This window comes from Mesorhizobium sp. M7A.F.Ca.US.008.03.1.1, from assembly GCF_003997495.1.
Classification (GTDB): Bacteria; Pseudomonadota; Alphaproteobacteria; order Rhizobiales; family Rhizobiaceae; genus Mesorhizobium.
On record NZ_RZRU01000001.1, the window covers coordinates 365,205 to 387,268 of the forward strand.

17 protein-coding genes are annotated in these 22,064 nt (G+C 59.1%); 7 read left to right on the forward strand and 10 right to left on the reverse strand.

Going from position 1 to position 22,064, the window contains the following annotated elements:
* The first annotated feature begins 975 nt into the window (after positions 1-975).
* From EOA16_RS01675 to EOA16_RS01695, 5 genes are read left to right on the forward strand one after another with little or no spacing between them, the layout of a single operon-like run.
* The gene (locus EOA16_RS01675; protein WP_245455827.1) at positions 976-3,711 is read left to right on the forward strand and encodes an AMP-binding protein; all 2,736 of its coding nucleotides are present in this window, start codon (positions 976-978) and stop codon (positions 3,709-3,711) included.
* Entirely contained in the window at positions 3,708-4,691 is a 984-nt protein-coding gene (gene nadE, locus EOA16_RS01680) for an NAD(+) synthase (RefSeq protein WP_281035699.1), read from the forward strand. The genes EOA16_RS01675 and nadE overlap by 4 nt, the downstream gene beginning before the upstream one ends.
* Before the next feature lie 3 nt (positions 4,692-4,694).
* On the forward strand, positions 4,695-6,716 hold the full coding sequence (asnB, locus tag EOA16_RS01685; protein ID WP_127255041.1) for an asparagine synthase (glutamine-hydrolyzing): 2,022 nt from the start codon (positions 4,695-4,697) through the stop codon (positions 6,714-6,716).
* Positions 6,713-8,266 (forward strand): AMP-binding protein, encoded by a 1,554-nt coding sequence (locus EOA16_RS01690; RefSeq protein ID WP_164754061.1) that lies wholly within the window; start codon positions 6,713-6,715, stop codon positions 8,264-8,266. The genes asnB and EOA16_RS01690 overlap by 4 nt, the downstream gene beginning before the upstream one ends.
* Positions 8,267-8,305: 39 nt before the next feature.
* Positions 8,306-8,572 (forward strand): acyl carrier protein, encoded by a 267-nt coding sequence (locus EOA16_RS01695; RefSeq protein ID WP_127255042.1) that lies wholly within the window; start codon positions 8,306-8,308, stop codon positions 8,570-8,572.
* Positions 8,573-8,629: 57 nt separating this feature from the next.
* Here EOA16_RS01695 and EOA16_RS01700 read toward each other — a convergent pair whose 3' ends face one another.
* The 7 genes from EOA16_RS01700 to EOA16_RS01730 all read right to left on the reverse strand — a co-directional run bounded on the left by EOA16_RS01700 (position 8,630) and on the right by EOA16_RS01730 (position 15,604).
* Entirely contained in the window at positions 8,630-9,322 is a 693-nt protein-coding gene (locus tag EOA16_RS01700) for a class I SAM-dependent methyltransferase (RefSeq protein ID WP_127255043.1), read from the reverse strand.
* 110 nt (positions 9,323-9,432) lie between these two features.
* A complete protein-coding gene (locus tag EOA16_RS01705) occupies positions 9,433-10,695 on the reverse strand; it encodes a polysaccharide biosynthesis/export family protein (protein ID WP_127255044.1) in 1,263 nt (420 codons plus the stop codon).
* A gap of 16 nt (positions 10,696-10,711) precedes the next feature.
* Positions 10,712-11,941, reverse strand: a complete 1,230-nt coding sequence (locus tag EOA16_RS01710; protein ID WP_127255045.1) for a hypothetical protein — start codon at positions 11,939-11,941, stop codon at positions 10,712-10,714.
* A complete protein-coding gene (locus EOA16_RS01715; protein ID WP_127255046.1) occupies positions 11,938-12,942 on the reverse strand; it encodes an SDR family NAD(P)-dependent oxidoreductase in 1,005 nt (334 codons plus the stop codon). Before EOA16_RS01715 ends, EOA16_RS01710 begins: the two co-directional genes overlap by 4 nt.
* An 87-nt stretch (positions 12,943-13,029) precedes the next feature.
* Positions 13,030-13,704: a sugar transferase gene (locus EOA16_RS01720; RefSeq protein ID WP_127255047.1), complete on the reverse strand. Its 675-nt coding sequence runs from the start codon at positions 13,702-13,704 to the stop codon at positions 13,030-13,032.
* Entirely contained in the window at positions 13,701-14,837 is a 1,137-nt protein-coding gene (locus EOA16_RS01725) for a DegT/DnrJ/EryC1/StrS aminotransferase family protein (protein WP_127255048.1), read from the reverse strand. The genes EOA16_RS01720 and EOA16_RS01725 overlap by 4 nt, the downstream gene beginning before the upstream one ends.
* Positions 14,838-14,881: 44 nt before the next feature.
* Positions 14,882-15,604 carry a sugar phosphate nucleotidyltransferase gene (locus EOA16_RS01730; RefSeq protein WP_127255049.1) on the reverse strand — a complete coding sequence of 241 codons (723 nt, stop codon included), beginning with the start codon at positions 15,602-15,604 and terminating at the stop codon, positions 14,882-14,884.
* A 508-nt stretch (positions 15,605-16,112) separates the two neighbouring features.
* Here EOA16_RS01730 and EOA16_RS01735 point away from each other — a divergent pair.
* Positions 16,113-16,787: a response regulator transcription factor gene (locus tag EOA16_RS01735; RefSeq protein ID WP_127255050.1), complete on the forward strand. Its 675-nt coding sequence runs from the start codon at positions 16,113-16,115 to the stop codon at positions 16,785-16,787.
* On the opposite strand, the gene EOA16_RS01740 is transcribed toward EOA16_RS01735, so the two are convergent.
* Positions 16,780-18,522: a PAS domain-containing protein gene (locus EOA16_RS01740; RefSeq protein WP_127255051.1), complete on the reverse strand. Its 1,743-nt coding sequence runs from the start codon at positions 18,520-18,522 to the stop codon at positions 16,780-16,782. The two genes, EOA16_RS01735 and EOA16_RS01740, sit on opposite strands and share 8 nt — an antisense overlap.
* A 393-nt stretch (positions 18,523-18,915) precedes the next feature.
* On the opposite strand from EOA16_RS01740, the gene EOA16_RS01745 reads away from it, so the two are divergent.
* Complete coding sequence (locus tag EOA16_RS01745) at positions 18,916-19,440, forward strand: helix-turn-helix transcriptional regulator (protein ID WP_245455828.1); 525 nt, start codon at positions 18,916-18,918, stop codon at positions 19,438-19,440.
* Between the two features lie 85 nt (positions 19,441-19,525).
* On the opposite strand, the gene EOA16_RS01750 is transcribed toward EOA16_RS01745, so the two are convergent.
* On the reverse strand, positions 19,526-20,563 hold the full coding sequence (locus EOA16_RS01750) for a glycosyltransferase family 2 protein (protein ID WP_127255053.1): 1,038 nt from the start codon (positions 20,561-20,563) through the stop codon (positions 19,526-19,528).
* Positions 20,560-21,927, reverse strand: a complete 1,368-nt coding sequence (locus EOA16_RS01755) for a lipopolysaccharide biosynthesis protein (RefSeq protein ID WP_127255054.1) — start codon at positions 21,925-21,927, stop codon at positions 20,560-20,562. Before EOA16_RS01755 ends, EOA16_RS01750 begins: the two co-directional genes overlap by 4 nt.
* Between the last annotated feature and the right edge of the window lie 137 nt (positions 21,928-22,064).

The following is a 22,064-nucleotide window of genomic DNA, read 5'->3' on the forward strand; positions in this document are numbered from 1 at the left end:
ACGGCGCGACGCCACCAGTAAATCGTGGTGCGTTTGAGTTCAGGCCCGCGCCAGTGAATCTGGCATCGCGGATAACCCAATAATGTCCTGGCGTCCGGGGTTGGTCATCGGCCTGACGAAAAGAACGACGTCCAGGAACGATTTCAGCCGGCTGTCGTTGCCTAACATTAGGCATCCCTTATGGAAGTTGCGAAATGCCGCTGTGTCAGAATCTATGCCCTCTTGAAATGACATTCAAATGTCCGCGTTGCGGATTGGCCCTGCTGAAACCCGGGCGCTGGTTCCAGGTTGCATCCAAATATCGCTGCGAGGGGTGTCACGGCGAAATCCGGATTACCTATCCCGACAAGATTGCACTATTCCAGAAGTATGCGGCTTCGCAGCGCGAGGGTCCATCTCCGCCAAACATAGCTCAGTCCTGACCAAGTCATTCAGCGGCTAGGGCCACGGTCCTGCCAGGGGCGGTCTGAGCGCTGACTACCGGCATAGTGTTGCCTGTGGCATGGAACGAAATCCGTTCCTCGCGGTTGGGAGTTCATGCCTCCAGCTACACGCAATTGAACCGGCCATGCCCTGCAGTCAGGAGCAGTGATGCAAACATACCTGGTAGAACAAATGGAGGGGGACGACGTGGTCGCGTCGAGTAATGTCAATGCGTCCAGCCCGTTCACGGCGGCGACTACGTCAACGGGACGCCAGGTTACCCTGCGGATATGGGAAAACAATTGGGTTCGTGTCACGGATGAGCTTGGAGGGGAAGTATTCGCATACTGCTTCGTTTTAGGCACTGGCGAAGCGGACGGCAGCGCACAGCCCGACACTTCGGCAAGGTAGCACAGCCGAGCGAGCGCAGGCTGGCATGCTCAACTTCGAACGATTCAAGCGATCAAGACCGCTTCGCGCATCATCCGAATGATTGATGAAAAGATCATGCCGCGGGGCGATAAGCGGCAACAATCCTAGCGTGGGGCCCTTATGTCTCTGGCGCATTTAGAATCTTCTAGGGCGATTCAAACGGTGCAGGCTGACTACCAAGCGGTGGTCTCTTGTCGATGGTCAAAAGCTCCCGATCATGCTCTCGACCATGGCGGCCCTGTTCTACGTCTGCATCAACGGATGGGAACTGGCTTCGCCGACGTTCCTGTCTTTGATCACCTGAGGGAAATCGCCGGGCGTTATTCCGAAAAATTAGCCGCCAGCGACGGCACCAATCGACTGACCTATTCCGAGCTTTTTCGGGCGGTCGAGGCATTGGCCGGCTGGATTGAAGCCGTCGTTCCCGACGGAAATGCGGTTGGAATACTTCAGGCCAACTCGGTCTGGTACACCGTTGCGATGCTGGCCAGCATGGCATCTGGTCGACCGTCAGTGCCGCTTAACGTGCGAGATCCGGACTCGCGCATCAACGAAATCGTCGCCGATGCGAGGCTCTCCGCCATAATTGGCGACAAAGGCATCCACGGCCTTGATCTGCCCCAGCACGTTGCCCGGATCGAGATGGCGCAATCGTTGCAGGCAACGCCTCGTCCAGCCGCACACCGTATCGTTTCTGTCGATGCACCGGCAATCGTGCTTTATACCTCCGGCAGCACGGGCCGCCCCAAGGGGATTGTCAACAGCCAGCGGAACTTGCTGTGCCGAGTGCAGCAATATGTCGACGCGTGCCACATCAATGCACAGGATGTTTTCCTGCCCCTGACCGGCCCGGCAACCATCGCCGGTTGTCGGGAAATCCTTGCCGCTCTTCTCACGGGTGCCACGTTGCAGCTTGTGGAGGTCGAAGCCGTTGGCCTGCGCGCGGTTCGCGGCCGCATGCAATCGGAAGGCGTGACGATCACCTATCTGGTGCCGGCATTGCTTCGCGCTCTCCTGGCGGATGAGCCCGCGGACGCCTTTGGTTCGCTCAGGGTCGCCCGAATTGGAGGCGAGAAGGTATCTTCGGCCGACATCCGCCTCGTGCGCAAGGCTGTCCCGCCAAATTGCTTGGTGCAGATCGGCTATTCATCGACGGAAACGACTGGATCGCAGTGGTTCTTGCCGCACGATTGGCCGGAATTCGATTCTTCAGCTCCCGTCGGTTGGCTGCTTCCGGGAATCAGCTTCGCAGTGGTCGATGAAGAGGGTTATCCGGTTCAGCCTGGCAAGATCGGAGAACTGTTGATCAGAAGCCCGTATGTCGCGCTCGGATATTGGGAAAACGGGGCAGTTGTTCCGTTTGAAGCAGATCCCGACGACCAGACGCTTCGCGTCTTTGCGACGGGCGATCTTGTGCAAATTGGGAGTGATGGCCTGTTGCGGATCATCGGTCGCAAAGGGCGCCAGATAAAGGTCAATGGACGGCGCGTTGAGCCGGCCGAACTCGAACGGGTTCTGCGTGGCGCGCCGTCGGTGAAGGATGCCGTGGTTATCGTCACCGCAGCCAATGAACTGGTTGCGTTCGCCGTACCGCACGGCGGGGGGGGAGCCAGTTTTTGCGACGAGCTGCGCCAACTTGCCAGGACAAAATTGCCGCCGGCGCTTTGCCCGCTGCGGCTCCATGCAAGCGCCGAGATACCGCGACTGGCCAGCGGAAAGATCGATATGGCAATGCTGGCTGCAATCGACCTTTCGGTTCGGGAGACAGCGCCTCCAACGCAAATCCCCCATGCGGGAAATGAAGTTCCTGCTCATCAGATCGTACGGCGTGCCTGGACCAAGGTCCTCAAGACGCGGGTCGCCCTGGGCTGCTGGGACGAAGCGGGCGGAGATTCGCTGAAGCTGCTGCATTGCGTCATGGAAATCGAAAGCGCGATCGGGCAGGAGCTCGGATTGGAAGCCTTCACGGTTGGAATGAGCTTCGATGAGATGGTTGCAGCGGTCATTTCCGCTCAAGGGGGCGGCGAGCATTCGCCCGCTTGGAAACACGAGCCTCCGCTGCTTTTCCTTTTCCCCGGATCGGTCGGCTATGGTCCGAGCCTTGCTTCGTTCGCATCAGCAATAAGCAAGGTCGCCAGGGTGTCTCCCATCAGATATCCGGCCCTGGGCATGATCCTGCAAGGTCAGAACACTGTCTCCGCAATGGTCGAAGCTGCAATCGATCATATCAACCGCGTGCAGCCGACCGGCTGTGTTCGCCTGCTTGGTCATTCGCTCGGAGGAGCGGTCGCTTTTGAGGTTGCCGCGCGTCTGCTTGATCAAGGGCGGGCGGTAGCGTTCACGGGCATTCTGGATACCAGCCTGGTTGGCGAGCGCAGCAAGCGTTGGGAGACCATTACCCGGACATTTCACCGGATTCGAACCAATCGTATATCGGCTAGTCGGGTGGCGTGCCGCGCGCTTGCCAAGGTCGCGGTCAAAATGCACTGCGAATTCCGGCTTGCCAGCTTCCTCGACCGCCATGCCGAGGGTCAGTTCAACCCGACGAGCTTCAGAACCAAACTGGAATTGCAGGAAGTTCTGCGGGCGCGCGCCTTCTTCCAATGGCTGACAGAACCCAGGCCGATACTGCCGATCACCGGCACCTTGTTCCGTTGCGCGCGGCCCGGAATGCCGCTTGCACTTGGGTGGGATCGGGCATTCGTCCATCTGGACGTCATTCCGATCGCCGGCACCCACATCGACATGGTCGTGGAGCCTCATTTGACCGTCAATCGCCCGCTCATCGAAAACGCTGTGACCGAGACCTACTCTTCAAGCGAGTCACGCAAACAGGAGGCAGTGTCATCGACCTGATCGGCGAATTCAGCAGCGACGTGCTGGCGCTCGATGCCCGGCTGGAGATCGATCGCATCGTCGAGACCTTGCGCGAACAGGTTCTCGGCATACAACGGCGTCGCGGAGTGGTCGTCGGGCTCTCCGGAGGCATCGACAGTTCGGTCGTCGCAACGCTGTGCGCACGGGCGTTCGGCAGGGACAAGGTACTGGGCCTGTTCATGCCGGAGCGCGATTCGTCCGGCGACTCGTTGAGGCTTGGCCGCAGCGTCGCTGGGCAACTTCGCATCGACACAATCCTTGAAGATATCCAGCCGGCGCTCGAGGGCATCGGCGCCTACGTCCGACAGATGGAGGCCATCCGAACTGCCGTCCCTGGATATGGCGAAGGCTGGAAATGCAAGCTGGTCATGGCATCGGTGCTGGAGAGCAGCGGCCTCAATATCACGCGCCTTACGGTCGAGGATCCGGACGGAAAGATCGACACCGTGCGTCTGTCGCCGGCGGCTTACCTGCAGATCGTCGCTGCAACCAACTACAAGCAGCGGGTTCGCAAGATGACTGAATACTATCATGCGGACCGCCTCAACTATGCAGTGGCAGGCACGCCAAACCGGCTCGAATATGACCAGGGCTTCTTCGTCAAGCAGGGCGACGGCGTCGCCGACGTGATGCCTATCGTCCATCTCTACAAGACCCAGGTTTACCAACTGGCGGAATATCTCGGTATTGACAAGGAGGTCCGAACAAGGCCGCCGACCACGGACACGTTTTCCATGGCGCAAACCCAGGAGGAGTTCTACTTCGCCTTGCCCTATCAGCTGATGGATTTGTGCCTCTACGGAATGAATCACGGAATTTCGGCCGGCGTGGTTGCCGCCGCCGCTGGCCTCACGGCCGGGCAAGTCGAGAAGGTCTATAAGGATATCGTCAGCAAACGCCGCGCTGCCCGCTACCTTCATGCACGGCCGCAGCTGTCCGCCGCGATGGACAGGGATTGACCCATGTGCGGCATCGCCGGAATTGTGGCGCTGAACGCTGCTGCGGAGCCTCCGTCACGAGCCGCGCTTCTACGAATGGCAGCAGCACTCTCCCATCGAGGCCCGGACGAGAGCGGCCTTTACCGCGACAGGCGGGCGGGGCTGGCGCATACCCGTCTGTCGGTCATCGATCTCTCGACCGGACAGCAGCCCCTCGCCGACACAGGCGATACCACCTGGATCGTGTTCAACGGCGAGATCTTCAACTACGTCGAGCTGCGTGAACAACTCATGGCCCTGGGACATTGTTTCCGCACCCGCAGCGATACGGAGGTCGTCGTGCACGCCTACCGCGCCTGGGGCGTGGCTGCGTTCGAGCGGCTGAACGGGCAGTGGGCACTCGCCATCTGGGACTCGCTGACAGGCCGCCTCGTCCTGTCGCGCGACCGGTTCGGCATCTGCCCGCTGCATTTGTGCGAACACGCTGGCCGCCTTCACTTCGCCAGCGAAGTGAAGGCCATTTTCGCAGCCGACCCCGCGATACCGCGGGCCTTCGATCCGGCGGGCGTCGACCAGACTTTCACGCTCTGGACGGTCGTGCCGCCGCAAGGCGTATTTCAGGGAGTAAAGGAACTTACCCCCGGCCATGTACGCATCTACGACAATGGCAGCGTTCGTGAGCACGCTTTCTGGAAACCTCGCTATCCCGAGATCGCGGACCCGGCTCACGGCACCTTCACGGGCTCACTGGACGATGCGGTGGACGAAGTGCGCAGCGCCTTGCAGGCCGCGACGGCGCTTAGAATGGTGAAGGCGGATGTGCCGGTCGGCTGCTACCTTTCCGGCGGGCTCGACAGCTCACTTGTCGCCATGCTCGGGAAGCGCTTCGCCGGCGCGCCGTTCCAGACCTTCTCGTTGCGTTTTGCTGACGCCGAATATGATGAAACCCGTTATCAGCGGCTGGTTGCCGGTGCGAGCGGCGGCGAACACCACGAGGTGATGGTTTCGCGCGGTGACATCGCCGACATCTTCCCAGATGTGATCCGTCACGCCGAGCGTCCAATTCTCAGGACTGCGCCGGCGCCGTTGTTCCTTCTCTCGAGACTGGTGCGCGAACATGGCATCAAGGTCGTGCTGACCGGCGAAGGAGCCGACGAGATGTTCGCCGGCTACGACCTGTTCCGTGAAGGTAAGGTCCGCCGCTTCTGGGGACGGCAGCCCACATCCGCCCGCCGCGCGCGACTGCTGGAACGCCTCTACCCTTATCTGAGCCGCTCGCCGGTCAAGCAGCAGGCGATGGCGCGCCAGTTCTTCGGACACGGTATCCATGCATTTGGCGCGCCCGGCTTCGCGCATGACACCCGCTGGCGCACCACCAGCGCCATCAAACGGCTGTTCTCGGCCGACATGCACGCCGAAGCGGCGCGCCACAACGTGGTGGCGGACCTGCTCGGTCGCCTGCCCGAAGAGTTCCAACGATGGGGTTCTCTCGCGCAAGACCAGTACCTTGAGATCAGGACGCTGATGTCGGGCTACCTGCTTTCCTCGCAAGGAGACAGGATGCTGATGGCCCACTCCGTCGAGGGGCGCTTCCCGTTCCTGGACGACAAGCTCGTGGCCTTGGCGAATTCGCTTCCGGCCGACTACAAGCTGCGCATTCTGGATGAGAAACACGTGCTGAAGCGTGTGGCGAAGTCAATCGTGCCCGCGGAAGTCGTGGCACGCAAGAAGCAACCCTACCGGGCGCCCAACGCACTTTGCTTCACGGGCGATGGCGCACCCGCCTATGTCCGCGAAGCACTCTCGGAGACTGCCCTGCGCGCGGCGAATGTCTTTGATCCGAACTCGGTCGCGCGCCTGCTGGGCAAATGCGCTGCCAAGACCGGCGATGGGGATCTGTCCAACTCGGACAACATGGCGTTGGTTGGCGTGCTGTCGACGCAGCTCCTCCATCAGCAGTTTGTCGCAAGCCGTCCATCGAGCGGGCGTGCGATCGACCTCAGGACAGATATCGATCACCTGCACAGGGAAGAGGTGCTGGTATGATGCATGGCGCCGTACCTCTGCTGGACGATTACCTCAGCCATTCGGCCGGCCGGCTCGGCGACAAGATGGCTCTGGTGTGCGGCGAACACCGGCTCACCTATGACGAGCTCGAGACACGTTCCAGCGCGGTCGCCTATCATCTTGTCGCGTCCGGAGTCACCCCCGGTGACCGCGTCATGATCTTTGCAGACAACACCGTCGAGACCGTGGTCAGCTTCTGGGCGGTTCTCAAGGCGAGCGCCGTTGTATGCGTCGTCAATCCGCTCACCAAGAGCGACAAGCTGGGGTATTTGCTCAACGATTGCCTTCCGGCAGCATTGATCACCGACAAACATTTGCAGCTGATCTTTACTGAGCCGGCGCGTAACTGTCCGTCGCTGCGGCGGCTCATCGTCTCCGGTCCGGTGGACGACGCCGAGCTTCGGGGATTGCCGCATGCCGTGCGCTGGGATGAGGCGGCTGCCGGCCACGGCAAAGGGCCGGCCCGCCGCCGCATCGATATCGATCTCGCAGCCATCATCTACACGTCGGGCTCGACCGGCGAACCCAAAGGCGTGATGCTGACGCACAGGAACATGATGACAGCATGCACGTCGATTGCCTCGTACCTTGAACTTGGCGAAGACGACGTGATCCTCAATGTCTTGCCCCTGGCTTTCGATTACGGCCTCTATCAGATGATAATGGCATTCCGTGCCGGGGCGCGGTTGGTCCTCGAGCGCTCGTTTGCCTTCCCCGCACAGATACTTGCGATCATTGAAAGGGAGAGAGTTACAGGCTTCCCCGGCGTGCCAACCATCTTTGCCGCGCTGTCGGATCTCAAGACGCTGAAGGCAAATGATTTTGCAAGCATAAGGTATGTCACCAACACGGCCGCGGCCCTGCCGCTCAAACACATTCGCCTGCTCCAGGAGCTGTTTGCCGACGCCCGCATCTATTCGATGTACGGCCTGACCGAATGCAAACGCTGCACCTATCTTCCGCCGGACGATCTTGTTCGAAAACCCTTGAGCGTGGGGATCGCCATCCCGAACACCGAAATGTGGATTGTCGATGAGGATGACCGAAAGGTCGGTCCCAATGTCGTCGGCCAGCTGGTCATTCGCGGGGCAACAGTCATGAAGGGCTACTGGGGTAAGCCGGAGGCCACCGCGAGGAAGCTCAAGCCTGGCCCTTTGCCCGGCGAGCAGGTTCTGTACACCGGCGACTACTGCCGAATGGACGAGGAAGGGTACCTCTATTTTGTCGGCCGCAGCGATGAGATCATAAAATCGCGGGGAGAAAAGGTGGCGCCTAAGGAGGTCGAAAATGTGCTGATGGAAATCCCGGGAGTACGGGAAGCCGCGGTTGTCGGAGTTCCCGACGACCTGCTGGGGCAAGCAGTGAAAGCGTTTGTCGTCATGGAGCAAGGAACGATCATGGGCGAAAAGCAACTGCGGATGGAATGTCAGAAGCGGTTGGAGAACTTCATGATTCCGAAGTCCATCCAAATTGTGTCCAGTCTACCGATGACGGACACGGGCAAGCTCAAGAAAATAGCGCTGTCGTAAAGCGATTCACGGAAATTATTTGGATCGGAGGCCAATTCAATGCTGAGCACGAACAACAGAATTGACACCTACAGCGATCAAATCCGCGCCTTTCTGGCGTCAAACTTCTACGTAGCCGACCCGCGTGCGCTGGAAATTGAAACGTCGTTGCTCGACCAGGGCATCATAGACTCGACTGGAGTGCTTGAAGTTATCGGCTTCGTCGAGGAGACATTCGGCATCACCGTCGAGGACAGTGAACTTCTGCCTGAGAATTTCGATTCCATCCAGGGAATTGCACGTTACGTACTCAGCAAGGAAAACTGATCGCCGGGCTAAGGTTTAAGGGCGTCTTCCCCACCGAGCGCGCACCCATGGCGCAACTCACGCTGGCGCTTTGGCCCGTGCACAAACCACCCTGGCTTCACCGGCTTTGTTCGCAACCGTGCGAATGCTCTCATAGGCTTTGGAACGCTCAACCAAACTCATGACCTGCCGGTCCTGGCCAAGCCCGACCTCGAAAAGCAGCATACCACCTTGCCGCAGATAGCGCTGCGCCTCCTTGATCACCCGCATATGAATGCTCAGGCCGTAGGGCCCGGCAGCGAAGGCCTCACGCGGTTCAAGTTCCATCAGATGCGCGCGGTCATTTTCGAGCCGCTTCTCCGAGATGTAAGGCGGGTTGCAGACGACCAGATCGATCGTGCCTTCGAGTTCCAGACCCGAGAAGGAATTGAACAGGTCGCCCTGCAGCACCGAAATGCGTCCGGCCAGGCCAAGATGGGCGACGTTCCGGCAGGTGGTTTCGACACAGCTGTCAGTTAGATCGCTCGCCCAGACACGCGCGGTGGGGATCTTGAATCCAATGGCGCAGGCGAGATTGCCCGCCCCGCAGCACATGTCCACGACACGCGATACCGGCCGATTAAGTTCACGCAGCACATTGAGGGCGGTGCTGCCGAGCAGTTCGGTCTCCGGGCGAGGGACGAGCACGCCGGGCGCGACAACCAACTTCAGTCCCATGAAGTCGGTGCGGCCGGTGCTGTAGGCGCTGGCGACATCTATTTCACCAATCACGGCAAACCCGCTTTCTTGATTTTCCCTTGTTGACTTCTCAGGCGCCCGGTCTTCACGCCGTGAGGCGAGCCATCAACCACGTGGTTCGGGCTCGGTTCACGTTCGCGCAACTACTGGATCGCCGCGCTCTGCAGTTCACTGCTGAACCTCACCTCGATGGTGTCTCCAGGTGCGACCTCAGTGTCCTGGTCGACCGGTCGACCTCTCGACGCGTCGCCGGCTCCACCGGTTATTGTGATCCGCGCCTGAAAGGTTTCGCCGGCGACCGGCAGTGGAAGAGCGGACGCCCCTGATGGCTGAAGCTTCTGGCTGGCTGCGTGGAGCCTTGCAGTGGTCTCGGCGAGACGAAGGTCGGTGTCCCTCAACTCGTTCAGAAGGCCGATCCTTCTTTGATTTTCATTGCGTTCCTGCTGCCTAACGAAGTCTTCCTGCTGGCGCCGCGTTCTCATGAGTTCGACCGAGGTCTCGAGCGCCCGGCTCGACGACATCAGCACGGCACGCCTGACGTCAGCGAGCCTGCTGTTGGTCAGGTTGCCCGATTCGAACGATTTGGTGACCCGCGCCAGATCGTCCTCATCCTGTTTCACCGCGGCCGCTTCCGTCTGCTCGCGCTTGAGCAGAACCTCGACCTGAGCCTCGGCATCCTTGGCGGTCTTGTCGAGATAGCTTTGCTCCTGTTGAAAATTGTTCAGTGAAATTTTGAGACCTTCCGCTTCCGCCTGCGCCACCGCCGACACCAATGCATTCGACAGGGGCGAGCCTTGCGGCGGCTGCATGTCAAACTCTGCCTGGTTCTGAAGTTCGGCGCGGGTGCGGGCGCCATGAAAATAGTCCCTGATGTAATCGCCCCAGATCGATTCGTAGTCGCGTCGCAGATCAACGGGATCAGGTCCGCTTTGGCTTGCCCGCGACCGCAGAAGGCTGAAACCGCCGGCAACCGCAATTGCCTGCCGGACAGTCATGAGTGGTCGGTAGGCCTGCTGCCCTGGCGTCAGCACATCACCAGTCACATAGATCGGGCGGTACTCCGCGATCACGGCCGTGACGTCGCTCGGCTTGATGACGATCATTTGCTCCCGGCCATCAGGCAGGCGCTGGTGGACTATTTTGGTTGGCAGCACGGCCTCCATGCGCGTCTGCAATTCGGCCGGCGTCAGCCCGCCAACCGGGATCATCCCGAACTCGGGCAGCGCGATCGAGCCATCCATCTGTACAATTGCGCGTTGCGTTCGTTCCGATATTGAGGCAATTCCTATCTCCACCGTATCGCCGGGCGACAGCTTATAGGCGACCGGCGCTTCAGCCGCGGCTGCGATATCCAGGGACAGGCAGCCGGCAAGCGCTGCAAAGAAAATTCGACTAACGAAGGCCATTGATGGCAATCTCCCTTTAATTTAAGCCCGGCTGCTGCCGCCAATCGAGATGGGCGACGAATTCGTAGACCGGCCCACCAGGCACCCCCCAATTGCTCGACCAGATCACTTGCGACCCATCAGGGGACGGTGAGGCATGTGTCTCGCTCCAATAGTCGAACGGAGCGTTTCGCGTCTGCACGATGCGTCGGACCTCCTGACGGCCGTCGACACGCAGCGCGATCACTTCGCGCGTGTATGGTGCCCAGTCCGGGTGTTTCCGGACCTCATCGGGATTGCCCCCGTAACTTATAAATGCCCATTCGGGCCTGTCCAAAGCACGCAGCGACGTATGCTCGGCCTCACCGTACTTCGTGAGCGACGTGACCTTTCCATCGGACAGCCGACGCTTGATCACCTGATATTCGTCCGGAGCGGATTTGCTGGTTCCGACGTAAATTTCGCTGCCATCCGCATCGAGAGTCAAATCGCCATGGCCGGGTCGATGATGGTCCTTCCACCTCTGGCGCAGGGTGCCGTCGACTGCGAAAATGGCTCGCTGCTCGGTGCCGTCGATCAGGTTCTGGAAACACAGGATGTTCTCTCCGAGCGGAGAAATGGTGCAGGCACTGGTCGTTCCGGCAACCTGGGCGAGATCGATGTCCGGGTATTTCAGACGCCGGTCGATGTCGTATGCGAAGACGACGGCAGCTCCATCATCGCGGGTCGCGCGTACGGCAATACGGTTGCCGTCACGACTAGGATTTCCCTTGGACGGGCCGAATTCGAGATCCCGATATTTCGTTGCGGCATACACTATGTCCTCACGATTGGTGCGGGGAGCCCATGTCGAGATCTTTTGACCCTCGACACAGATCATCATCTCCGCGTTTCGAGGGCGCCATTCGCACTCACCCGACTTGTTGCGATGAAACAAAGGGAGGTAGGTTTTCCCGTCGAGGAAACACATGCCGTTGCAGCCGTTCATGAGGACGAGGAGGCTCTGATCCGCATTCCAGGCTTGCGCGATCGAGTAACGATGACTGCAATAGATTTTGCCGCAGACAATTCCGCCGCCAAGAGCTCCGGGCTGTGTGATCCGAGTAAAGCTGATCCCTGTCGCCGGATCAGTTGCAGGTTTGAGATAAGCGGGCAGATCCATTGCCGGCTCCGTGCCTGCCGCACCGCTCGGCCGGTTCCCGGCTGTGTGGATCGCCAACAGAGCGGCCATCAACAGCATGGCTGGTATGAGCCGCGGAAAGGTCATGTCATATAGCTCATTTCGCGCCGGACGCGGCCTTCGCTGAGGCGCGAGCGCCACCACTCGATGGTCCTTTCCAGACCATCACGCAGGCTCGTACGTGCCCGCCATCCGACTTTATTTTCAAGGTTCGAGGAATCGGCGAGCAACGCGCGAACCTCGGAGTTCTGCGGCCGCATCCGGCTTTCATCGCGGCGGACCGGTTTCCTGGTGCCACTCAACTCGAGCACCAACTCCAAGACGTCCGAGACACTGACGGCGCGCTGGCTGCCGGCATTGTAGGCATGGCCAAATTCAAGCTCGGCCGCCCCTGCCGCCACAAATGCCGCCGCAGTGTCTTCCACAAAGGTAAGGTCACGAATAGGGCTGGTGTCGCCGACCATGATCGCCGGACAGTTCTCGTCCAGAGCCTGCCTTATGATGGTCGGCACGATGGCCCGCTCGCTCTGGCGCGGCCCGTATGTATTGAACGGCCGCAGGATGACCACCGGCACATCGAAGGACCTGGCATAGGACGCCGCCATCATGTCCGCCCCGATCTTGGATGCAGAGTAGGGGGACTGTCCCTGCAACGGGTGGGATTCCTGGATCGGCATGGTCAGGGCGGTGCCATAAACCTCGCTTGTGGACGTATGCACAATGCGCTCGGTTTCCCAGTGGCGTGCCGCTTCAAGGACATTCACGGTGCCCAGCACATTGGTTTCCACATAGGATTGGGCAGCCGCGTAGGAATAGGGAATCGCAATCAGCGCAGCCAGATGAAACACCACCGCCTGGCCGCGCACGATCCGGTTGATGAACGCGCTGTCACGAACGTCCCCACGAATGCATTGCAACTGGCTTCGAACGTGGTCGGGCAAATCATCCAGCCAGCCATGGCTGTCGAACGAGTTGTAGAGGGCCAGGGCCGTGACATCGGCACCTTCGTGCACCAGCGCTTCCGTGAGATGGGATCCGATAAATCCATCCGCACCCGTGACCAGGACCTTCCTGCCGTGATAGCTCACGACCGTGCACTCCTTCGATCGTGTGAGCCGTCAAACTGGCGAACGAACAACAATCCATTCATGCCAAACTCTCCTCACTTGCCAACTCTACCCACTTGCCGCGGGAGGCAGGGACACGCCGAAAACCGCCCTGAAGCCTCGCATTATCCAGACGAGGTCCGATACAATCGTGCGCCGCGGGTAGTAGGCGAGGTCGATCGTTGCCTTGGCCGGGAACAGGACCTCTCGATAAAACAGGAGCGGATCAAGGGAGGGCGGGTAAAAACAGGCTTCGTGACGGAAGAGAACCTGGGTTGGGCCGAGCAGGCCAGGCTTCCACTGTAGAACAGCTTCATTGCCGCCGCGGAAACAGTCGGCGAAAGCAAGGCTTTCCGGCCGCGGGCCGACAATTGCCATGTCTCCCGTAAAAACGTTCCACAGTTGGGGCAGCTCATCAAGTTTCGTTGCCGCGAGAAAACGACCTATCCGCGTCATGCGGCTGTCATCGTTCATGGTCAGCGCGAGGCCGAAAGGGTCGGCTGTCGTCTTGAATTTGCGGAACTTGTACATGCGAAACGGTTTTGCGCCGGCACCCAGGCGCGTCTGTGCGAAAAGCACGGGCCAACCACCTTCGACAAAGAGTGCAACAGCAATCAATAGCATCAGCGGAGCGAGTGCCGTTCCCGCTGCTGCAGCGAGGATAATGTCCATCGCGCGTCTGGCAATTCCGTGGCTGGTGCCAGCTACGGCGGGCCGATGCATCGTCATGTCGAGTGCGTTCATGCCGCGGCTCCCGCGCGCCCGCTGCTTTCAATCGCGGTGGCCAACGCAACAACCACCGACTCGATCGCACTTGCCGTAATTTGCGGGTGTAGTGGAATCGTCAACTCCCGCTGCGCGAAATCCTCGGTCTTCGGCAGATGGATTTCAGTGAACATTTGGCGATAGAGCGTCATCTGGTGCACGGGCGTATAGTGGATTGTGGTCTGTATTCCCTTCGTTCGCAGATGGTCGATCACCGTTTGCCGGTCGACGTCATGGGGCAGGAGGACAGGCATGATGTGGTAGGCCGAGGTCCGCGGTTTGCAGAACGGGACTGTCACGGCCGAGCAATAGTCTGCGATCAGACGTCGATAGAGGACGACCAATATGCGCCGGATTTCATTCCATTCTTGCAGGTTCTGAAGCTGGACCAAGCCAATAGCGGCGCGCAATTCATCCATGCGATAATTGAAACCGAGCATCGTCACATCGTATTGCGGCGTGCGGCTGTTCAGCCGCTGATGTGTGCCACTGGTCATCCCATGTCCGCGAGCCTGGCGGATCGCTTCACGGAGCCGTGCATCCCGGGCGATAACGGCCCCACCTTCCGCGGTGGTCATGTTCTTGTTGCCGTAGAAGCTAAAGGCCGCGGCGGCACCGTACGTCCCCACCTCCTTAAGGCCGGGAGCATGCGCGGCATCCTCGACAATATGCAGTCCTCGCACACGGGCAAATCTCTGCCATTCTTCCCGGTCGGCGAGGTAGCCGGCAAAATGGACGAGAATGACAGCCTTGGTACGTCCGGTGCACTTGGCTTCCGCGTCGCTTAGGGACATCAGTGGCACTTCGGCCGACTCTATGTCGACGAATACCGGTGTTGCTCCTACGTAAAGCACTGCATTCGCGGTCGCCACGAAGGTCAGCGAGGGGACCAGCACTTCGTCTCCGGGGCCGATCCCAAGTGCATGGAGAATGAGATGCAGGGCGGCGGTGCAAGAACTGACGGCAACGCAATCGACCGCATCATGCACGGCCGCGAAGGCCTCTTCAAAGGCTCGTACCTGGTCCCCCATCGTCAGCCATCCACTGTCGACAACTTTGGCCAGGGCCGCCTTTTCCGGAAAGCCAAGAATAGGAGCGCTGACCAAGAGCATAACGACCTCCTCATGTTGGCGCGGTCGAGCGTTCAGCCCAGCCCTTAAGCGGCCGCTGCCGAGACCTCGATCGATGCGGACTGCTCTTCCCAGGCGATGGTTTGTGCGTTTTGAAAATCTTCAACGCGTCCGATATCCAGCCAAAGCCCGTCATGTTTGTAGACGTGGACATTCGTCCCGTTTTGCATCATCTGCAGCATGAGGTCGTCGAATCCGAAAGCGATTCCGTCAGGTATAAAGCGGAAAACGTCTGGATTCATACAATATATTCCCATGCTTACGAGATGAGATAGCGTCGGTTTTTCGCGAAATACTTTTACAGTATTGTCGATCTCGTCGATTACGCCGAAGTCCATCTTGATGACGCGGGAAGCGGTGGCTATGGTGACTGGATCCGTGTGAGCGCGATGTGATGCTACAAACCGGCTGAGACTGAGATCGGTAAGTACGTCCCCATTGAGAACAATGAACGGCTCGTCCAATTCCTCCCTGATCAGGGAGAGTGGGCCAATAGTGCCCAGAGGTTCCAGCTCCTGGGTATAGCGTATCCTTAGGTTCCACTGGGATCCGTCTCCGCATACGGTGCGGATCAAGTGCCCCAGATAGCCGGTCGTGACGTAGACGTCCTGAATGCCGTTCCGTCGCAGCCACTTCAAAAGCAATTCAAGAACCGGTCGAGCACCGATCGGCATGAGAGGCTTGGGCAAAATGGATGTGAAAGGCCGAAGGCGTGTTCCCATTCCACCGCACTGAATGACCGCTTTCATCTCGTCCTCCTATTGATACGACTGTCGCGGTGTGATGGGTCCAGCCCACCGGCCGGAAGGTACGCCAGTGTTGGTTTCGCCTCTCCGGAGTGCAACGATGGTAAGTGGCGCCCGAGAAGGCGTCGTCGTGCATTTGAATGGCACTTTCCCGGCCTTTTGATTTCAATATTCCAGCTGGCAGGGCATGGGCGCGGCAACGCGATCAATCAGAGCTGGGGAGCTGTATCCGCTCGATTGGCAACTACTGCGCACATGTCCGGCGCCGGTAACGACCTTCCCGGAAGGGCATCGCTACCGTTCGTACGAAAAAAACACTTCGCTATCTGGCCCTGAAATGTTTGCGATTGTAAGCTATATTAGCAGGTTGATATGTGCGGATGGGCGGCGGCGAGCATCGGCATACGGGGGATCAGCGGGCGGCTGATCTGTGTTGGGTCACCGTATAGTCCATCCAAAGGGAGGTTTCGGCAGCTAGGGACACATGCGGGCTGCCAAAGGTGGGTGGTTCATGTATCGAATTATCATCGCCGATGATCACGGCTTGTATCGCCGTGGGCTGCGACTGGCATTGACGGCCGGCATTCCAGACTTGGAAATATTCGAAGCGGCGTGTTTTGACACCGTCATAAGCCTGCTTGAAGATCAGGCGCCCGTTGATCTCGCCATCATCGACCTGAACATGCCGGGACTGTCCGGTCAGGATGATCTTCGCGACATCTTACCGGCTCATCCCGACACACGGTTTGCAATTGTCTCGGGGACGGATTCACGCGCCGAGATTCTGACTGCCCTTTCGATTGGGCTTCATGGCTATATCGTAAAGTCCCAAACGGACGAGGAGGTGGTCCTGGCGGTGAACGAAATCCTGGCCGGCCGTATTTACGTTCCGGCACTTCTTTCACAAAGGTCCAAGGAATCGGTACGCCTTCCATCCGAGGCTCCCACGCAAGTGCCCCACAGGACCATCAGCGTCAACAATCTGGGCAGGCTTACGTCCAGACAGAGGGAAGTCCTCAGGTTGATGGCCGAAGGTTACTCGAACAAAGAGATTGCCCGCTCTCTTGAAATTGCAGAAGCGACGACGAAGATTCATGCTGCCGCCGTCCTGCGCGAACTTGGAGCGCGAAATCGGACGGAAGCCGCGGTCTTGCTGAAGACATGGGCCGCCAGAGACATCAACTAGCGCCGATTGCTTTTGGCGGCAGCCGGACCGAATATTTCAGTCCGTGATCCAGCATCTCAAGCTTGGAAGAGTGGCCCACGATAGGCTCACCTTCGGCTCCAATGATCAACGACCCAAAACCACGCCGCGCCGAGGTGGAGACCCGGCGCTCTCCCGATTCCGACCATTCAAACACTATGTCGGCGCCGGGCTCCTGCGCTGCGAATTGCCACACGACCTCGATCCGGCCTGCCGGAGTGCCGAGAGCCCCGTGCTTCACGGAATTGGTCGTAAGCTCGTGAACGATCATTGCGAAGCTCTCAGCCGAACCCTCTGCCATCTTTACTTCGGGTCCACTGATCGAAATGTTGTGCGTCCCCATATAGGGCTGCAATTCCTGAGCAATTAGGTCACGCAGGGAAGCCGACAGGCTGCCATCGCGTGAAAGAAGCAGATGCGTCGCTTGGAGTGCGCCGATTTTTTTTATCAGTGTCTGCTTATAACGGGCGATATCGTTGTCGGGGGCACCAACCATATTTACAAGCGCCGTGATCACCGGAAACAGATTGTTGAGCCTATGGCGCTGTTCAAGCAGGGCCCGCTCTCGCTTCTTCGCCGCAGCCCGCAGCAGAATGGTTATGCGCCGATCGGTGAGATCCGCGGCGACCCCTATTCGCTGTGCACGACCATCGCGCAATTCGTCCCGTCCCCGAAGAGCAATCCAGCGGACATGCCCGCCAGCTCGCCTGATGCGGATCTCCGCGTCATAGTTGGCGCCTGATGCAAGCTCTCCCGGGGCCGTCAGATTAGGCAAGTCGGCCGGGTGAACGACCGCGGCCAATTCCTGCAATGGACGGCTCGGCGCGGGTGCCAGTCCCATCATCTCCCAGAACGCCGCCGAGCCGTTCACGGACCCGCTCTCGAAATCTATGCGCCATGTTCCCAACCGGCTGGACGACAGCGCCAGGTCCAGCCATTCCTTCTGAGCCTTGAGTGCCTCGCGGACGGTTCGCTCTCCCGATATGTCGTCCACCATTACAAAGATGCTTTGAGGGAGAGCATCGGCTGGCACGGCCAAAGACAGTGCCAATCTTGTCCATAAAACCGTGCCGTCTTTTCTCATGAGACGGATCTCCGAGCCGAACGAAGTGGTGTCTTTGAGGCGAGTCAACGCTTCCGCCAAAATGTGGTTGTCGTCAGGGTGGACGAGTGCGCTGAGCGGCAGACTTGAAAGCTCCTCCTCGGCATACCCTGTCATCTCACAAAGACGTTTGTTGGACCGCTGCAACTCTCCGTTCCCGCTCATGTTGGCAAAGCCAATGGCGGCACGTTCGAATGCCCAGCGATAACTGTTTTCGGTTGCCTCCAAGGCCACGAGTCTAGCCTCTGCAACCTGCAAAAGGGTGCGGTAGTCCTGCCTCTGCCGGTGGAAAGTCAGGGCGATCATCCCCCCTGCAACCAGCAGCAGAATGGCCCGAATCCAAACCTCGACGTCGGTTGGATTGTGCAGGACATCCCGCGCCAACAAGCCGACAGCCGCCATCACAAACGTTGCCGCAAGGGCGACCAGGCGATCTTCGAGATATGAGATGGCAATAGTGGTGGGAACAAATTCAAAAAAGCCGATGTCGTATGCCATAGACGCCGGCAGCGCTGTCTCCACTGCAAGTGTCGCGATCAGGAGCGACATCGAGGCAAGGTGGGTTAGCAACTTGCTTGAGCTGTTCGGATGCAAACTGAGCGAATGCAAACGCATGTGCCAGACTATAACCTTCTGACTAGTCCGTCGAGATTAGACCGAAAAGCGTACAGACTAGTCCGACCGCAGGATTGTTCCCCGGGATTGTAGCGCGCATTTTGTCCGATGTCGGGGGCGGATCGGACCGCAACTCTCCAAGCGACCTGACTGACATGTTTAAGGCACCTCCTTTTGACTGGGAGGCGTTGCCGTTTTGTGGGAGGTAAGAAAATGGCATTGGTTGGTAGGCAAGATGGAGTTCCTGGTCGCCAATATGGAAGTTTCGGGGGAAAGCCCGTCTCTGCCTTGAGAACGCAAGGTGGCCATGGGTCCCCGTGGCATCAAGCATCACAAAGGTTCGACGGCGTGGCTGTCGAGCCACGGCAAAGCAGCCTTGCATCTGTTGTGAGAATGCTTGATCGCATCGGTTGCGGCTATCTGATCCTGAACAGCGACAGGAAGGTTATGGAGTGGAATTCAGCCGCTCAAAACACCCTGGAGCGCGAGGGCGAGGCAGCTGATACGGCCGGCAAGGTGTCTGTTGCTCTGAGACGGCTGATCGCAAACGTGCCGGGCAATTTTCTTCCTGGCACGCTTTCATGGGTGGTGATCCGCGGCATGGGCGACAGGCCTCTGATCCTGAACGAGAAGGGCATAGCAACGCCTGACGCGACAAGTATCGTGGCGCTGCTGGATCGTGAAAACAGGTCCGGGCCTAATCCCCAGACGCTGCAAAGAATGTTTGGCCTGACCAGTGCCGAAACGCAGCTTGCGCTGCGCTTGGCGCAGGGCGATGCCCCTTTGGAAATAGCTCGTAAGCGGCGCTTGAGCCGGACCACGATAAGGTCGCAGCTGGCGTCGCTGTTCGCCAAGACCGATACACGGCGCCAGGCGGAACTGGTAGCTCTTCTTGGGCGCATATGCGTCTTGCCGTGAGGTAAATGCCCGCACCATGCGCGCGCACAAGAGGCTTGTGCGCGCGCAATCTGTCGCTGGTGTTGCTTGTCCGCCCAGCTCCGCCTTACCGCCGTCGTGTGCGCACCCGGCCCAATCTTGGGCGGATTGCAAACACGTGGTTGAGCACGTGCCAGCCCGCCACCTTCATGACGGAAGGCCGGAAGATCTGAATCCCATCAAGGAACGTGGCCAACCAGGACTGCTGGTGGAACCGCATGGGAATACGAGCAACCCGCAACGCCCGCAGCAATGTCTCGGGAGGCGGGAGATGGCTGCGATCCTTGATGAGATTCCAGTTAAGCTGCTTGACGGCGAGGGTCACTTCGTCGACCTCGCGGAAACTCTTTGACGTGGTAATGCTTGGATGGTTCGTTGCATCGTAAAAGGTAAGCGGATCGCTTATCGCCACCATGTCCCCATGGCTGGCTAGATCGACGAAGAACAGTTGATCCACTCCGGCCGGAATTTCTTTGTGCGTGCGCATCAAGCAGCCGGCACGAATGACCTCGCTGTTGATCAACAATGTGGATGGAATGATCCCCAGGCAGCGTGTCGCGCGCACCAGATAGAGGTCCATCAGGCACTGCTGGCTGGAATAAAGGGAGATCGGTTCCTGCTCCTTGGGGACTTGGCGAAATCTCACCCGCTTGTCCTCGATTATGTTTGCTGCAGAGGTCATGAAGGCGACTGAGGGGTGCTGTTTGGCAACTTCGGCGAATGTCCTGAGTGCACCTGGCGCAAGCCAGTCATCGTCATGCAGCAACTTGATCCACCGTCCGGAGCAAGCCAGCATAGCGTTGTTGGTGTTCTCCACCTGACCGCGACCTCGGCTGTTTTCGATGATGCGGATGCGAGGTTCGCTTCGTGCATAGTCGGTCACGATAGCCCAGGTCTCGCCCTCCGGTCCCTCGTCGTCGCTCACGACCAACTCCCAATCGGAGTAATCCTGGCCCAAGACGCTGTCGATCGCCCTGCGGATCGTATCCGGTCGGCGAAAGGTTGGTATCCCGACCGAGATAAAAGGGCATGACCATGAGACATCGGCACGGTCATGCTGGGTGACCGCAACTGCCGTTTGAAGGTTGTCAACCGACGAATTCATGGTGTTTTTTCCTCGAGACATTCATGTTGGATGCACGTTGCAACGCCTGCTGGTTGAGGGTCGTGGGTCAACAGATACAGCGATGCTGCCAGTTTCAGAGCGAAACCCGACGCGCCGCCCGCGGCCATGAAATAGATGACGGTGACTGGCTGCCAGCCCGCCTGCGCACCGGCGAGCAGCGGGCCAAACACGAGAACCGCTCGTACGAGGTCGATGACCAGTCTTGTTCCTTGCCGCCGCAACAGAGCGGGAACGTCACTAAGGGGAGTTGATAAAGCTTGTGCCGCGCCCATCAGCGCCAGTGCGGTCATGATTTCCGCGGTTGGCATCCAAGGCTCGCCCAGGAGCGGAACGACCACATAGGGCGCGGCAAGTCCGAGCAGCAATATCGGCACCGCGGTAAAGCCGGCGGCCAGCAGGAGAAGCCCGCGGGCCACACCAAGCAGGTGTCCACGATTGTTGTTCTGGTTTGCTTCGGCGACAAAAACATTGCTGAGCGGTGAAGCGATCAGCGTCACGGGACCGGTAACCAGGCGCGTTGCTACGCCCAAATACCCGGCAAATGCGGTGCCGAACAGCCCACCGACAAGAACTGCCGGAAGATTGTTGATCGCTATGCTCGCGAGTGTTGCGGGAATATCGAACAGAGGAAATTTGTATTCCCGCCGAGCCTTTTCGAACACCGCACGCCAAGGTGCCCGGGCGATGCCGCGCAAATCCTCCCAGCTCGTCACCCGATAACCAATATACCCGATAAAGACGAACTGGCTCAAAATATGGGCATGGATCATCGCTTCGCCGCCGAGGTTGGCGATGCCGAAAACCAATTGCAGTGCAGCCATGCTCGCCGGCAGGATCAGCCGCCCAAGAGCAAAATCGCGCAGAAGGCCGGCACGCAGACTCCAGCAGTTCATGGCTTCGACCAGACCTGCGCCTCCCATTCCAATCGGGATGAGCCAGACGAGGGAGCCGAGACGATTGGGAGCAAGGTTCGACAGCATCTGTCCGGCGGAAAAGGCCAAGACGGTGGTCACAAACACGGCCAGGAGAATTAGCTTGACCGTTACATAGGCCTGCGCGCTCCCCTTCACCCCGTAGAGCGACGCCTCGAAGCGCAATGCCGCGACCCCGGCGAGTATGTTCACGATCGACAGATAAATCGTAAAGATGCCGAAATCCGTAGGCGAATAGAGCCGCGCCAAAACCGGAATTGCAGCAAGAAGGGTGAGTTGGCCGGCAATTGCCATCGCCGACACTTCACCAGCTGCACGAATGATCGAACCGATCGTGCTCGTCCGAACAACGATGATGGCTGTGTCGGCCGCGGGAACCATCTTGGGTCTCAGAAGGTCGCTTGTTGCCATCGGTTCGCGCTTCCGAGGGAGGCAAATATCGGGGATTGCCGCAGCCTACGATGCACACCGGACCTTGCCATCATTCACCTGAATGACGCACTCTGCGGACAAACTGCACCGCGAATCGTCCTAGCCTCTCCCTGGAT

Excerpts from the sequence above, each read along its gene's own strand:
- EOA16_RS01705 (WP_127255044.1), bottom strand. The coding sequence starts at position 10,695 with ATGGCCTTCGTTAGTCGAATTTTCTTTGCAGCGCTTGCCGGCTGCCTG.
- EOA16_RS01745 (WP_245455828.1), top strand. The coding sequence starts at position 18,916 with ATGCTTGATCGCATCGGTTGCGGCTATCTGATCCTGAACAGCGACAGG.
- EOA16_RS01750 (WP_127255053.1), bottom strand. The coding sequence starts at position 20,563 with ATGAATTCGTCGGTTGACAACCTTCAAACGGCAGTTGCGGTCACCCAG.
- EOA16_RS01725 (WP_127255048.1), bottom strand. The coding sequence starts at position 14,837 with ATGCTCTTGGTCAGCGCTCCTATTCTTGGCTTTCCGGAAAAGGCGGCC.
- EOA16_RS01720 (WP_127255047.1), bottom strand. The coding sequence starts at position 13,704 with ATGAACGCACTCGACATGACGATGCATCGGCCCGCCGTAGCTGGCACC.
- EOA16_RS01755 (WP_127255054.1), bottom strand. The coding sequence starts at position 21,927 with ATGGCAACAAGCGACCTTCTGAGACCCAAGATGGTTCCCGCGGCCGAC.
- EOA16_RS01690 (WP_164754061.1), top strand. The coding sequence starts at position 6,713 with ATGATGCATGGCGCCGTACCTCTGCTGGACGATTACCTCAGCCATTCG.
- EOA16_RS01735 (WP_127255050.1), top strand. The coding sequence starts at position 16,113 with ATGTATCGAATTATCATCGCCGATGATCACGGCTTGTATCGCCGTGGG.
- EOA16_RS01695 (WP_127255042.1), top strand. The coding sequence starts at position 8,306 with ATGCTGAGCACGAACAACAGAATTGACACCTACAGCGATCAAATCCGC.
- EOA16_RS01710 (WP_127255045.1), bottom strand. The coding sequence starts at position 11,941 with ATGACCTTTCCGCGGCTCATACCAGCCATGCTGTTGATGGCCGCTCTG.
- EOA16_RS01675 (WP_245455827.1), top strand. The coding sequence starts at position 976 with ATGTCTCTGGCGCATTTAGAATCTTCTAGGGCGATTCAAACGGTGCAG.
- EOA16_RS01730 (WP_127255049.1), bottom strand. The coding sequence starts at position 15,604 with ATGAAAGCGGTCATTCAGTGCGGTGGAATGGGAACACGCCTTCGGCCT.
- asnB (WP_127255041.1), top strand. The coding sequence starts at position 4,695 with ATGTGCGGCATCGCCGGAATTGTGGCGCTGAACGCTGCTGCGGAGCCT.
- EOA16_RS01740 (WP_127255051.1), bottom strand. The coding sequence starts at position 18,522 with ATGCGTTTGCATTCGCTCAGTTTGCATCCGAACAGCTCAAGCAAGTTG.